Here is a 12,830-nt window from a genome sequence, read left to right on the forward strand (position 1 = left end):
GTGCGGCGACCTGGCGGAAGGGCTTGAAATAATTGGCGATGAAGGCGGGCGAACTGGTCACCAGCAGCTTCACGTCGCGCGCCAGATGGCGCTCGGTGGCGCGCAGCGCCTTGCCGAAGATGTCGTCGCGAAGCACCAGGCGGTGGATGTCGAGGCATTCATAGACAATCGGCACCGTGGCGCCGAAGGCCGACCTGGCGCGGCGCGCCAGCGCCAGCATCTCCAGATTGCGCGCGATGATGAGATCGGGCCGCGGCGTGCCTTTCAGCTTCGAACCTATCGAAACCGCCGCTTTCGCCACCGCCGCCATGCGCTGGGCGAATCGGCCGTCGCGCGTCGCGCCGAGGTCGACCGGCTGCAATCCTTCGACATCGGCGATCGGGGTTGCGGTGCGGCGAAAGCCCGCCAGAGTGACCCGGGCACCGCCTGTCCTGAGCATTGTGATCCGTCGGCGAACCGCCGGATCGGAAACATCGTGCACCAGGTACAAGACATGCAGCATGAAAACTCGACCGCTGTTTGAACCCACCCACAGGGATGCTAGTACAGCTCTTGCTGCATCGCAACATTTTTGGCGCGGCAATGGACATTTTCTGTTGCACTGCAAAATTATTGCCGTAGTTTGGGGATGGCGGCGGTCGTGGATTTTCAGGGTTCGGAAATCCGCGCAAAAATCAGGAATCCTGAATTTGGAAGCCAACCCATTCGATCCGCCGGAAGGCTCGCTGCGTAAATCGGTCGGGCGCGGCGCGGTGGTGACCGCTATGTCGCAATCGGTGCGGGTCGCGACGCAGATCATATCCGTCATTGTGCTGTCCCGGCTCTTGTCGCCGCAGGATTTCGGCGTCGTGGCGATGTGCGCGCCGGTGCTGGCCTTCATCGCGCTGTTCCAGGATTTCGGCCTGACCCAGGCGACGATCCAGAAATCGGGCATCCGCCATGAGGAGGTGAACTACCTTTTCTGGATCAATGTCGCGGTCAGTGCCATCCTGGCCTGCGTGCTCGCGGGTGCGGCACCGCTGGTCGCCGCCTTCTATGGCGAGCCGCGCGTGGCCGGGCTGGTCGCAGCGTTCGGGCTGCAGATCATGGCCTATGGGCTCGGCGCCCAGCATCTGGCGCTTTTGACACGACGCATGCAGTTCGGGCGCCTGGCTGTCATCGATGTCGCCAGCGCGGTTGCCGGCCTGGTGGTGTCGATTGCCTGGACCTTCATCGACCGATCCTACTGGGCGCTGTTTGCCGGCACGCTGACCGGCGCGGTGCTGCCGACGCTGTGCTACTGGGCAAGCTCGCGCTGGCGGCCCGGCCTGCCGCGCAAGGTCGCCGGCATCGGCGAGCTGATCAATTTCGGCGCCGGAATCACCGGCTTCAACTTCGCCAATTTCTTTGCCCGCAACCTCGACAATGTGCTGATCGGCAAATACTGGGGCGAGCAGCAACTCGGCCTCTACGACCGCGCCTACAAGCTGCTTCTGTTCCCGCTCAGCCAGATCACCAATCCGCTGTCGAAGGTCATGGTGCCGGCGCTGTCCAGGCTGAAAGACGAGCCGGACCGCTACCGCAGCGCCTATCTGCGCGTCATGCCGCTGATCCTTCTGGTGGCGCTGCCCGGCGTCGCCTTCGCCACCGCAATGTCGGATGTGCTGATCCCCTTCGTGCTCGGCGAACAGTGGCGCGCCAGCGCCTCGATCTTCCTGTCGCTCGGCTTTGCCGGGCTGCTGCAGCCGCTCAACAACCCGGCGGGCTGGCTTTTCGTCAGCCAGGGCCGCTCCGGCGACTTCATGCGCTGGGGCATCATCACCGCCGTGACCTCGGTGCTCGCCTTCGCGCTGGGCCTGCCCTATGGCGCGCTCGGCGTGGCGATCGCCTATGCGGTCAGCGAATATCTGCGCACGCCGTTCCTTTGGCTCTATGTCGGCAAGAGCGGACCGCTGCGGGCCAGCCATGTGCTGCGCGCGGCAACGCCGTTCGTGCTCGGCGCGCATCTGGCGCTGGCGGCGGTCTGGCTGATCAAGCCGATGCTGCCGCAGCAGCATGTCGTCGCCCTGGCTGGCGGCGCCATGCTTGCCTACCTTATCACCATTATCGTCGCGCTGGCCTTCGCATCCGGCCGCGAGGCCTTGCGCGAGGCCCTGAAAATGCTGCCGGCAAGACAGCCGGCGGCAACGCCGCGCGAGGCGCAATAATTTCGGCGCCTTTGCCGGCTACCCAATATCCACACGAACATCAGGTCTGATCCATGCACTACCGATCGATCTCCGACATGAACGACACGATTGTCGGCAACCTTCACCGGCTGCCGCGCGACATCGACCTGGTGGTCGGCGTGCCCAGAAGCGGCGTGCTGGCGGCGACGCTGGTCAGTCTTGCGGCGAACATTCCGATGACCGACCTGGATTCCTTCCTGGAAGGCCGGGTCTATACGTCAGGCATCACCAAGCGGCGCGCCGCGCTCGACCGCAAGGTCTCAGACATGCGCAAGGTACTGGTGATCGACGACAGCATCGCCGGCGGCAACGCCATGCGCGACGCCCGTGCGCGCATCAAGGCAGCCGGCATTGAGGCCGACTTCACTTTCGCCGCTGTGTTCGGGCTGCAGCCGCAGCACTCTGAAACCGACGTCGTGTTCGAGGTCGTGCCGCATCCGCGCATGTTCCAGTGGAATTTCATGCATCACAAATTCCTGGCGCAATGCTGCGTCGACATTGACGGCGTGCTGTGCCTCGATCCGACCGAGGCGGAAAACGACGACGGCCCGGCCTATGAGAAATTCCTCAGCGAAGCGCGGCCGCTTCACGCCCCGACCCACCGGATCGGCTGGCTTGTCACCAGCCGGCTGGAGAAATACCGTGCGCTGACCGAAGCTTGGCTGGCCAAGAATGGGATCGTGTACGACCAACTGATCATGCTCGACTTGCCGAGCAAGGCGGAGCGCCAGCGGCTCGGCGCGCATGGCAGTTTCAAGGCCGATTTCTACCGCAAATCCAACGCCGTCCTGTTCATCGAAAGCGAGCATGCGCAGGCACTGAAGATCACGGAGCTGTCGGGCAAGCCGGTGCTGTGCGTCGAAACCCATATGGTGAGCTTCCCCGATGCGCTGTCGCTGCCGGCGCTCGGCCAGGCCGCGCGCAACCTGCCGGCCAGGCTGCGGCAGATCAACTCGCAGCAAGGTCGCAAGGGCGCCGCCAAGGCCCTGGCCCGCGCCCTGCTCGGCGCCCGCGGCTACGAGACGCTGAAAAGCCGGGTCAAGCGCCCGGCCTGATCGGCTGGCTTCCTGAGCGCTGGCTACGCCGCCTGGCGCGCCCGCTGCTGAACCGCCCTGTCCAGGATCGAGAAGAAGGTGACGAACTGGCGGTCCGGGTCGAGCTCCGCACGCGCCGCGAAGCCGCGCGCGAGGTTTGAAACCCGTTCATATTCCTTGTTGTCGTTCCACAGCTGCCTGACAGCCGCGACCCAGTCGATGAGCGGAGCATCGTAGTCGAGTACCGTGCCGCCGGGGCCGATGGCTTCGGGCAGGCCACCGCGCCGCGAGCCGACGACCGGGATGCCGCTGCAATGAGCCTCGGACGCGACGCGGCCCCAGGCCTCCTCCCATTTCGAGGGCGCAAGCAGGATCCTGGTGCGGCCATAGACCGTCTTCATGTCGTTGGTGCGGCTCTCCAGCGTGACATTGCCGAGCGGCGCGATCGTTTGCTCGATGCGCGCGCGGTGGTCGTCTTCCAGCTTCCAGCTTTCGACGAACAGGAACGGGATTTCCGGGCAGCCGCCGGCGATGCGGACCGCCAGTTCGAAGCCCTTTTCCTCATAGGGGTTGATCAGCGTGACGAACTGGCCAGTGGTCGGCGTGCTGTACTGCGTCGGGTTGATGGTCGGCGGGATCACTGTCGCCTCGATGCCGAATTCCCTCTTGTAAGTGCGCGCGGTGAATTCTGAATTGGCGATGTAGAGTGCGGAACCCAGTTCGCGCAAATCGCCGCCCAACTCGTGGAACTCGACATTTCTGAGATAGACGACCAGCGGCACGCCCTCGGCCTTCAGCGCTTTGCCGAGGGGGACCGATTTGTGGCACTGAACCACCGCCACATCCGGCCTCAGTTTCTCGACGGCAAAACCCGCTGCTTCCCAGGGAAACCACGCCCGGATCACCGGGTAGCCGGGAAAACTGTCGACGACCGCCGGCTGGCGCAACAGCTTCATCTTGGCACGCGCCTTCAGGCCGAAGACGCCGTCGCCGAAGAGGGCGGCAAGCACCGCGGCCTCATGTCCGTGTTCGATCAGCTGTTCGGCCAGATGATGCGTGCTCGACTGAACGCCGCCGCTGAACTCCGGCGGGTAGCCGTTGCCGCCTGCAAAAAGAACTTTCATGGTCGTGGCTCCTGTCTTCTGGCGTTTGATTCCCGCGACCGGTGATGAGCCGTGTCGAAGGCGCCTCACGCGCTCTTTGGCGGGTCAAGCGTCGCGAACGGATTGGTACATGAGTGCCATCCAGTGAACTGGATTGGATCGCCAGGCGAACCGCGCCAGGCGTAGTCCGTCAGCATATGGAATTCGGCGATGACCCAGCGGTCGAAACGTATCAGATCTTGCCGCTTTTCATGGGGCAGCAGACGGCGGACGGCGCCCAATTTGAGCTCCTCGACCAGAGTGACCGCGTCGCTCAATTTCTCGCTTGGAAAGATCCAGGGATTGCGGTTGCGGAACTCCAGCACGAACTGCTGCAGGTGCTCGATGCGCATGTTCAGCCTGCCGAGATATTTTTCCAGCGTGACGCGGACCAGATCCTCGTCCGAAAACGAGGAGACGGCGGCGTAGGCAACGCCCGTCGAGGCAACGCCACCCGCCAGGATGGCCAGTGCCGAACGCCGTGTGACTTCAATCATCGGCCGCTCCTCTCACGCAATCCGGCTCGCCGCCCGCAGGGACAAAGCCGCCGCGGTCAGGCTTGGGTTGGCGCAGGAGCAGCTCGGATAGGTGCTGGTGCCGACGACAACCAGGTTTCTCGACCGGTGATGGATCATGTTGCTGTCGATCACCGAATCAGCCGGGCTGGTACCCATCCTCAACGTACCCTGGACATGCGATTCCGTTGGCCGGATGCCGCGGTCGAAGAGCCGTTCGACCGGCAGCGGGGCAAGCAGCGCCGGCAATTTGTCCAGCGCCCGGGCCATGCCCTTGACCGCATAGTCCGACGGCGCCTTGAAGGAGACGAAGGCATTGTCGTCCTTGTCGAGGGTGACGAAGTTCTCGTGATCGAGCAGGTTTTCGGTGACCACGACCAGCGGCAGCGTCTGGCGCAACCGCCCCTGCTCGGCGCGCATCCCGTGCTGCCAGCGGTTTTCGAAATAGACCAGTGCCGCCGCATGCTCGGACCGGTGCGGACCGTCATAGAGGCCAAAATTCAAGCCGGTGGTGATGGTGCTGCCGTCGAAATTGTCGACGCCGTCGAGATAGACCTCGAAATTCCAGCCATAGGATTCATGCAGGCCGCGCCCGACGAATTCGTCTCCCAGGCCAGAGCGCAGCATGATCGCCGCGCTCTGGATGGCGTTGGCGCCGAGAATGAAGAGGTCACCGCTGACCTGATACTCCTTGCCGCCATGAACGAAGGTGACCGAGCGAACCGTGCCGCCGACCTGATCGAGCCTGCGCACTTCCGCGCCGAGGCAGACGGAAACGTCGGGATGCTCGAAGACATGCATCAGGCCATTGTTGGCCGTGAATTTCGCGTCGACCGGGCACAGCCAGCAGCGCAGATTGGCACAGCATGAGGTGCGCTGCGCGGTCGGGACCCTGGCGCGGGCGGTCGGCATGACGAAGTGCTGGTCGGGCTGGGCCGCCTTCATCATCTTGTCCGGCGTCGACATGCGATGCGGCGGTTGCGGAAACGGTTTCGAGCGCGGCAGCATCGCCGCCATGTCGGGATCGCCGGAGATCGACATGATCTCTTCGGCATCGCAGTAGAAAGGCTCAACATCGTCATAGCTGATCGGCCAGTCATTGCCGATGCCATAAGTGCTTTTCAGCCGGAAGTCATTGGGATGGAACCTCGGCGTTTGCGCGAACCAGCAGTTGGTCCCGCCACCCAGTCCGATCGTGTAGTTCCAAGGCTTGTCGGAGTTGGTCTTGTAGGTGGACTCGTCGTCGATGTCGGTGTTGGCGTTCTGGCCGAGCTGCCATTCATGCGTGTTGTGCCGACCCCATTCCAGGATCAGGATGCGCGCCTTACGCCGCCTGGCGAACTCGTGCAGGAAGAAGGCCGAACCGAAACCGGAACCGATCGCGATGAGATCGAAATGATCCTTGGTGATTTGCTCTGGCTTTACGTCCAGCACCATCAGCCGCAACTCCTTTCCGCGCCGGGTGCGTGTGCTAAATTCCGCTTGCTTGAAGCGCACGCTCTCATGCCGCCATTCTGCCGATGGAGTGATATTCGATGCCGTGGCGCGCCACGACCTTGGGGTCATAGAGGTTGCGGCCGTCGAAGATGACCGGCGTGGTCAGCGCGTCCTTCAACGCGTCGAAGGACGGGGCGCGAAAACTCTTCCATTCGGTGGCGATGAGCAGCGCATCGGCGCCGCGCAAGGCCGCTTCCTTGGTGCCGCACAGCAGCAGGTCGTCGCGCAGGCCGTAAATGGCCTGGCATTCTTGCATCGCTTCGGGATCATAAGCCTGCACGGTCGCGCCGGCCTTCCACAGCGCTTCCATCAGGACACGCGCCGGTGCCTCGCGCATATCGTCGGTATTGGGCTTGAAAGCCAGGCCCCACAGCGCAAAGGTCTTGCCCTTGAGATTGCCCTTGAAATAGCGGTTCACCTTGTCGAACAGCACGGATTTCTGGTCATTATTGCGTTCCTCGACGGCGCGCAGCAGCTTGGCGTCGAACTTGACACCCTCGGCGGTCTTGATCAGGGCGCGGACGTCCTTGGGAAAACACGAGCCGCCATAGCCGAGACCCGGATAGATGAAGTGGTAGCCGATGCGCGGATCGCTGCCGATGCCCTTGCGCACCTCCTCGATGTCGGCTCCCAGCTGCTCGGCCAGATTGGCCATCTCGTTCATGAAGCTGATCTTGGTGGCCAGCATGCAGTTGGCGGCGTATTTGGTGAATTCGGCGCTGCGCACGTCCATCACGATCATCTTTTCGTGGTTGCGGTTGAAGGGCGCGTAAAGCTCTCGCATCACCGCCTCGGTCTCCTCGCTCGAGGTGCCGACGATGATACGGTCGGGCTTCATGCAGTCGGCGACGGCAGAGCCTTCCTTAAGGAATTCGGGATTGGACGCGACGTCGAAGGCAAGGTCCGCACGCCCTCTCTTCTTCAGCGTTTCGGCGATCCTGGCTTTCACCTTTTCGCAGGTGCCGACCGGCACGGTCGACTTGCCGACGACGATCTTGGCGCTATCCATCTCGCGGCCGATGGTCTCGGCGACCGCCAGCACATATTTGAGGTCGGCCGAGCCGTCCTCGCCGGGCGGCGTGCCGACCGCGATCATCTGGATTTCACCGTGCCGGACGGCGGCGGCGGCATCGGTGGTGAATTTGATGCGGCCGGCGGCGTGATTCTCCCTGACGATGCTTTCGAGGCCCGGCTCGAAGATCGGGACGAAGCCCTGGTTGAGGCGTTCCACCTTGCCTTCGTCGATGTCGACGCAAACCACCTGGTGGCCAACCTCGGCAAGCACCGCCGCCTGCACGAGGCCGACATAGCCAATTCCAAACACCGTCAAGTTCATTCGGTTTCATTCCCATCCATGGCAGCGACCCGTTCTTTGGCGCGGCCGGTTCAATTCGTCTTTCCCAACTCTTTTACGCTGCATACGAGCGATTCCGGAAACTGGCATGGCTCGCCGAGCGCGGTGAAGGCAACGCGTTCGACCTGCAGCGAAAGCTTGCGGCCCGGATCCGCGAAGGCGCCCATCCAGCCCTTCATGGTGTCGCTGCCCCAAAGGCTGAAGAAGATCTTCTGCGCATGGCTGGGCAGCTTCGCCGGATCGGTGATGGTGTTGACCAGCTGGCCGTTGACGTACCAGTGCAAACTGTCCTTCTCCCAGACGAAGGCGTAGTCGTTGAAGGCCTTGTCGGTGCCGCCCGGCACCTCGATCAGTTTCTCGTTCTTGCCCTTGCCGTCGATATAGGCGTTGACCTGCACCTTGGAGGTGTCCTTGGTCAGGATCTCGAAATCGATCTCGTCCCAGGGCTGCTTGTCCGATGGGCCGATATAGGTGAAGAAGGCGGCGTTGAGGCCGGAGCCGGTGTCGGTCTTCAGCCGCGCCTCATAGGTGCCGTAACCAAAGCGCTGCTTGGTCTGGATCTCGCCGCAGGCAAACTCGCGATCCTTCAGCTTCTGCTTTTCGAAGCCAAGCGACAGCACACCGTCTGAGAGCTCGACCAGCCCCTTGGACCAGGTGCAATTCTGGTGGCTGCCGTTGCTCCAGCCGTCGGACACATACCAGCGAGACTTGTCGAAGCTCTTGAAATCATCGACGAAGGAGGGAGCGGACTGGATATCCTGCGCATGGGAGGGAGCCGCAAAAAGGCTGCACACAGCAGCCAGCAGCAATCCCCCGATCAAGCCCAACCGCCACAGGTCGGCTTGCCGGGTCTCATGCGCGACGGAGGTTGCGTCAATTGCTGTCGTGGACGTGGTTTTCGGATCCGAATTCATACCAAACTCACCTTTGTGCTGTGCGTCCCCAACCCAACGTCGACGTTTGAACCGCTTCCAAACGGGCCAACCTTGGCCTCCTTCTCGCCCCCCCGGAAATCCCTCTCCTGTCCTGCATCATGCCTTCGAGGCTTGCATCATGCCTTTGAAGTAGTCTCACGCCCGGCCGGCGCCCGCGGGCCGGGGGAAATCGGCCGCGGCGGCCGAAGCGGACGCCCCACCCTCGTCGAAGACCTTATCCAGCGAATGACGCAGTTCCTTCATCAGGCCGTGCTGGCGCGACAATGCCGCGATGCGGCGCTCGCAATTCAGGATCGATTGCGTCAGCGCGCTGACTTCGGATGAGCGCTTCTCAGAAACGGAGCCGTTTTCCATCGCTTCGACGAGAAAGGCCGCGTTGGTCGCCGTCTTGCGATAGCGGCTCTCCAGGCCGGTTTTCTCGGCTGCGATCTCGGCGGCGATCTGCTCGAACAGTTTCGCCAGCCGGTCGAGTCGCGCTATGTCTGCCTGCCGGTCGCGGGCAGGATCCCTTGATCTGAAGCCAAATATCGAGGCCATGGGCTTAAATTCCTGTCATCGCCGGCTCATTGCCGACCACTGGCCGATCCCCGCAAGCAGGGCTGAAAAGCTCGTACCGCATTGTCCAGCTCCTTTTGACGGGAGAGACGTCGGACCAATCCGATCGGGGCCAGTTCGGTTGGTCGTTCAATTTGCTGCACCGCAACATAGACTGCCATCGTCGAAGCCGTGAGGCAACCACCCAATTCGTAAACTCTTAAATCGAGTGGAAATGCTTTGCACAATGCAGATGCTGCTTGACGGCTGACGCGGGCATTCCCCGCCCCTTACGGCTCCTTGCCCGCACTGGTCCCAGCCATCAGGAAACGCAACGGCGGCACGCGTTTTTGCCTGGACACAAGGCCAACGCGCCGAAACAGTGCCTCCAGCTTGTCGGAGGCCACGCCCTGGACGATGGGGACCAGGTTGGATTGACTTTCAAAGGCGTAGGCCGCGGCCGAAGCCAGCCCGCGCTCGGCCTTCACGTCGAGAAAATTGCGCAGCCGGTATTTGTCGCGCACATGCCGCTCGTGCCGCCGCAGCACCGCCTTGGCGCCTTCCGGCAGGCTGTCTATCGCCAACAGCGCCAGATCGGCGTCGGCCAGCCGCTCCAGATCCTGCGTCTTGTGGCGGCCGCTGAGCGAATCAGCGCGCACGATGGCGCCGTAACCGCAGGAACGGATGACCTTGAACCGCGCGCCGTGGGCGACCGCGCGAGCGTAGAGTTCGTAATCCTCGCCCAGCCTCAGGCTTTCGTCGTAGCGCAATCGGTGCCGGTCGAGGAAGGCGCGGCTGATCACCGGTTTCAAGAAGCCAAGCTCGCCTCTTTGCACGCGGCGCCTGGAGATGTTGCCTTCGACGAAGCGCTCGAAGTCGAGGAATTCCGGATCAGCGGCAAAATCCGGGGCGACGACCTTGGTCGCGTCGCTCGTCGCATCATCCCTGATGAGCATGATGTTGTCGGCCGCGAAATCCCAGTCGGCGGCGGCAAACAGGTTGCGGAACCGGCCCTCGAGGAAGAAGTCGTCGGCATCCAGAATGCTGATGAACGGCGCTTTGGAGCCGGCGATCGCGGCATTGCGGGCGAAGGAGGGGCCACGATTAACGTCGAGGCGCACGACCTTGAGCCGGCCGCTGCCATCGTCGGCGGCGCGAGCGACCTCGGCCGTATTGTCGCTAGAGCCGTCGTCGACGACGACGACCTCCGCCACCTCGGGTTCGCGCAACGCGGACGCGATGGCGACCGCGATCGTGCGTGCCGCGTTTTTGGCCGCGATGATCACGCAGACCTCTGATTTCGTCATCGACATGGGTTAGCCTCTTGCACAGGTTCCGATTTGCCCTCGCCCTGTACGTATCGCGACGCCACCGCCATCACGGACTGGCCGGCCGCTCGAAGATGCGGCGACTGATATCCGCCGACGCTGCCCAGCCGGCCTCGGCCAGGTAGCGGACGGGAGCCCTGCCGCACAATTCCCACAACACCGTTCGCCGCTGCGGCCACCGCAGGGATGACAGCCATGGCGCGATGACCATGTTGAGCAGGTCCTCGTTGCCGATGCGCGACAAGATCGGCTTGGCCCGCTCCGACAGCAACGTGCCGGTGCTGCCCAGCAGCACATCGGCGGCGCGCAGGCCGAGCAGCAACGTGTCGTCCAGCCCCTGGCTCACCGCAGCATCCAGCACACGCTGCTGATCGGCCTCGCCAAGACGGTTGGCGCTGGCCCTGATATCGCAGACATAGCCGGCGCAGGGTTCGCGGTTGAACAGTGCCTTGGCGACGCTGATGCACGACAACATCAACGTGTCGGCGGCCGACGTGAACGGCACTTCGGTGCCGGTGATCTCGACCAGCCGCTTGCGCCGCAGGAAGCCGTCGGCGTCGCGCGGACTGGGCGAGCCAGGCTGCTGGAGGCGATAATGAAGGTCGACCGTGGACGGCCCGTTGCCACGGGTCATGTGCTGCTCGCCAAGGAAGCGGACCCACCAGACGGAGCGTGACTTGCCTGAGACCTCATAGCCGATCGAGCGCAGCGCATCGCGTGCTCTCGAGAAACCGGCCGGAGAAACCAGGATGTCGACATCACCCGAAGGCTTCATGAAATGATCGTCATAGAGCAGATGCTGCTGGAAGGGACCTTTGAGAAAGACGAAATCGATCCGCCTGTCGCACAGCGCCTGACGGATCGACATCGAATCCATGAGACAGGCGGCGTTCATCGAAACCGTCCGCCGACGGTAGGCGTCGAGCCATTGGAACAGCTCGGCGGGCCTTTCGCTGGCCGGCGAGCGCGACAGCGCTTTGAGAACGAAGGTGGCGACCTTGTTCAGCCTGGCGATATCGGCAACGACGGCGGCGGCAGGGCTCGGCGTCGACACATCGCCGGCCGGAGCCGCAGCGCCCGAGAAATACAACCGCAGGCAGGCCCGGACATAGGCAATCTCGTCGGCACAGTCGGCGGCGCGCAGCCGTTCATAGGAACTTTCCGGCAAGGCCATTGAGCGCATGGTCTCCAAAATGCGGTTTGCACGAGGTTTATGCTGCGAGTGCGAAACAAAGCATCCTCAAAAACCTCGACGCCGTAAAGTCTTTCCTTTCGCGATGCGAAGTTTTGCAACCAGAGCGTTTGCCACCCTTTCTCGAAGCGGCGCAGCATACGGCTGGAATTTCGACCCAATCGAGGCGCTTCAGCTGATCATCGACTCCAGCTGCCTAACAAGACTCCATCATTTTAGCCATGCCTAAAAAAGCGTCATCGGCCTGAAGCTTTTTATGCAAGCAAATTCAATTGCTTAAAGAATCACCCGTTCCGAAGGCAGGCTGCATCGCGTTTCAACTCGACAGAGGCGGAAACTTGAGCATTTCGCACACGCATGGTGACGGCCGCAACCCGTAATTGATTAACCAGAAGTAAATCCGGCTTGACTCATAAATGTTGCTATGCAGCTATTGCGTCGCAGCATGAAAGTGCTGACGGCACTCGACAGGCCGTTTCCAGTCCTCATTGGAGAGTAAAATGGAACAGAATGTTGAAAAGCATGAGTACGAAACGCCAAGCCTGACGGTACATGGTTCGATCGAAACCATCACCCAGGGCGGTGGCGGCAGCACGGCAATCGACGCGTCCTTTCCGGCGCACACCCCGATTGGCGATCTGACGTTCTCCTGAGACCAGCTTGGTTCTGGAGGAGTGACGTTGGGCCTCCAGGATTGAAGACCGTAAATGGAGCCGGGGATGAAAATCCCCGACTTTCCCCTTGAATCGACGATGCGTAGATCGTGTGTTGCTAACGAGGTTTTGGCATGAACTGGAACCCATCCGAGCACGATCGGATAAGTGCAACCGGGGATGCGGTGGCTTGTGAATTCGGCGATGGCCTCGCGCTTCTCAACCTGAAATCCAATATCTATTACAGCCTCAACGGCGTCGGCGCGTTCATCTGGGAGCAGATCCAGGAGCCGAGGTCGATCGCCGATATCCGCGGCGCCGTGCTTGCGCGCTACAATGTCGACGCCGAGCGCTGCAAGGCTGATGTCGATGCCTTGCTTAAGGGCTTCGCCGAAAACGGACTTGCGAGGCTGCACAATGAGGCACTTGTCTAGGCAGG

At 62.3% G+C, this 12,830-nt stretch carries 12 protein-coding genes and 1 pseudogene; 4 read left to right on the forward strand and 9 right to left on the reverse strand.

What is annotated here, in order from left to right; translation table 11 throughout:
• Nucleotides 1–502 (reverse strand): annotated as a pseudogene (locus tag C1D09_RS11900) (glycosyl transferase family 1); the annotation flags it as partial.
• A gap of 187 nt (nt 503–689) precedes the next feature.
• Between C1D09_RS11900 and C1D09_RS11905 the strand changes: the two are divergent.
• The gene (locus C1D09_RS11905; RefSeq protein WP_143974479.1) at nt 690–2,186 is read left to right on the forward strand and encodes a lipopolysaccharide biosynthesis protein; all 1,497 of its coding nucleotides are present in this window, start codon (nt 690–692) and stop codon (nt 2,184–2,186) included.
• 53 nt (nt 2,187–2,239) lie between these two features.
• Complete coding sequence (locus C1D09_RS11910; protein WP_143974481.1) at nt 2,240–3,262, forward strand: phosphoribosyltransferase family protein; 1,023 nt, start codon at nt 2,240–2,242, stop codon at nt 3,260–3,262.
• Between the two features lie 23 nt (nt 3,263–3,285).
• On the opposite strand, the gene C1D09_RS11915 is transcribed toward C1D09_RS11910, so the two are convergent.
• From C1D09_RS11915 to C1D09_RS11950, 8 genes are all read right to left on the reverse strand, one after another.
• A complete protein-coding gene (locus C1D09_RS11915; protein WP_143974482.1) occupies nt 3,286–4,365 on the reverse strand; it encodes a glycosyltransferase in 1,080 nt (359 codons plus the stop codon).
• Nucleotides 4,366–4,430: 65 nt separating this feature from the next.
• Entirely contained in the window at nt 4,431–4,880 is a 450-nt protein-coding gene (locus tag C1D09_RS11920) for a hypothetical protein (RefSeq protein WP_143974484.1), read from the reverse strand.
• Nucleotides 4,881–4,892: 12 nt separating this feature from the next.
• Entirely contained in the window at nt 4,893–6,335 is a 1,443-nt protein-coding gene (locus tag C1D09_RS11925; RefSeq protein WP_143974486.1) for a GMC oxidoreductase, read from the reverse strand.
• 64 nt (nt 6,336–6,399) lie between these two features.
• On the reverse strand, nt 6,400–7,731 hold the full coding sequence (locus tag C1D09_RS11930) for a UDP-glucose dehydrogenase family protein (protein WP_143974488.1): 1,332 nt from the start codon (nt 7,729–7,731) through the stop codon (nt 6,400–6,402).
• A 50-nt stretch (nt 7,732–7,781) separates the two neighbouring features.
• Nucleotides 7,782–8,663, reverse strand: coding sequence for an endo-1,3-1,4-beta-glycanase ExoK (gene exoK / locus C1D09_RS11935; RefSeq protein ID WP_143974489.1), 882 nt, complete (start codon nt 8,661–8,663; stop codon nt 7,782–7,784).
• Nucleotides 8,664–8,819: 156 nt separating this feature from the next.
• Nucleotides 8,820–9,221 carry a hypothetical protein gene (locus tag C1D09_RS11940; protein ID WP_143974491.1) on the reverse strand — a complete coding sequence of 134 codons (402 nt, stop codon included), beginning with the start codon at nt 9,219–9,221 and terminating at the stop codon, nt 8,820–8,822.
• Nucleotides 9,222–9,508: 287 nt separating this feature from the next.
• Complete coding sequence (locus C1D09_RS11945; protein ID WP_143974492.1) at nt 9,509–10,531, reverse strand: glycosyltransferase family 2 protein; 1,023 nt, start codon at nt 10,529–10,531, stop codon at nt 9,509–9,511.
• A gap of 64 nt (nt 10,532–10,595) precedes the next feature.
• Nucleotides 10,596–11,720 carry a nucleotidyltransferase family protein gene (locus C1D09_RS11950; RefSeq protein ID WP_143974494.1) on the reverse strand — a complete coding sequence of 375 codons (1,125 nt, stop codon included), beginning with the start codon at nt 11,718–11,720 and terminating at the stop codon, nt 10,596–10,598.
• 518 nt (nt 11,721–12,238) lie between these two features.
• Between C1D09_RS11950 and C1D09_RS11955 the strand changes: the two genes are divergently transcribed.
• Together C1D09_RS11955 and C1D09_RS11960 are read left to right on the forward strand one after the other, a co-directional pair.
• Nucleotides 12,239–12,391 (forward strand): lasso peptide, encoded by a 153-nt coding sequence (locus C1D09_RS11955; protein ID WP_010913078.1) that lies wholly within the window; start codon nt 12,239–12,241, stop codon nt 12,389–12,391.
• 134 nt (nt 12,392–12,525) lie between these two features.
• Nucleotides 12,526–12,825: a PqqD family protein gene (locus C1D09_RS11960; RefSeq protein WP_143974496.1), complete on the forward strand. Its 300-nt coding sequence runs from the start codon at nt 12,526–12,528 to the stop codon at nt 12,823–12,825.
• Nucleotides 12,826–12,830 lie beyond the last annotated feature (5 nt).

Source organism: Mesorhizobium intechi, from assembly GCF_002879535.1.
Taxonomy (GTDB): domain Bacteria; phylum Pseudomonadota; class Alphaproteobacteria; order Rhizobiales; family Rhizobiaceae; genus Mesorhizobium; species Mesorhizobium intechi.

Excerpts from the sequence above, each read along its gene's own strand:
- C1D09_RS11925 (WP_143974486.1), bottom strand. The coding sequence starts at position 6,335 with ATGGTGCTGGACGTAAAGCCAGAGCAAATCACCAAGGATCATTTCGAT.
- exoK (WP_143974489.1), bottom strand. The coding sequence starts at position 8,663 with ATGAATTCGGATCCGAAAACCACGTCCACGACAGCAATTGACGCAACC.
- C1D09_RS11910 (WP_143974481.1), top strand. The coding sequence starts at position 2,240 with ATGCACTACCGATCGATCTCCGACATGAACGACACGATTGTCGGCAAC.
- C1D09_RS11930 (WP_143974488.1), bottom strand. The coding sequence starts at position 7,731 with ATGAACTTGACGGTGTTTGGAATTGGCTATGTCGGCCTCGTGCAGGCG.
- C1D09_RS11915 (WP_143974482.1), bottom strand. The coding sequence starts at position 4,365 with ATGAAAGTTCTTTTTGCAGGCGGCAACGGCTACCCGCCGGAGTTCAGC.
- C1D09_RS11950 (WP_143974494.1), bottom strand. The coding sequence starts at position 11,720 with ATGGCCTTGCCGGAAAGTTCCTATGAACGGCTGCGCGCCGCCGACTGT.
- C1D09_RS11940 (WP_143974491.1), bottom strand. The coding sequence starts at position 9,221 with ATGGCCTCGATATTTGGCTTCAGATCAAGGGATCCTGCCCGCGACCGG.
- C1D09_RS11920 (WP_143974484.1), bottom strand. The coding sequence starts at position 4,880 with ATGATTGAAGTCACACGGCGTTCGGCACTGGCCATCCTGGCGGGTGGC.
- C1D09_RS11960 (WP_143974496.1), top strand. The coding sequence starts at position 12,526 with ATGAACTGGAACCCATCCGAGCACGATCGGATAAGTGCAACCGGGGAT.
- C1D09_RS11945 (WP_143974492.1), bottom strand. The coding sequence starts at position 10,531 with ATGTCGATGACGAAATCAGAGGTCTGCGTGATCATCGCGGCCAAAAAC.
- C1D09_RS11955 (WP_010913078.1), top strand. The coding sequence starts at position 12,239 with ATGGAACAGAATGTTGAAAAGCATGAGTACGAAACGCCAAGCCTGACG.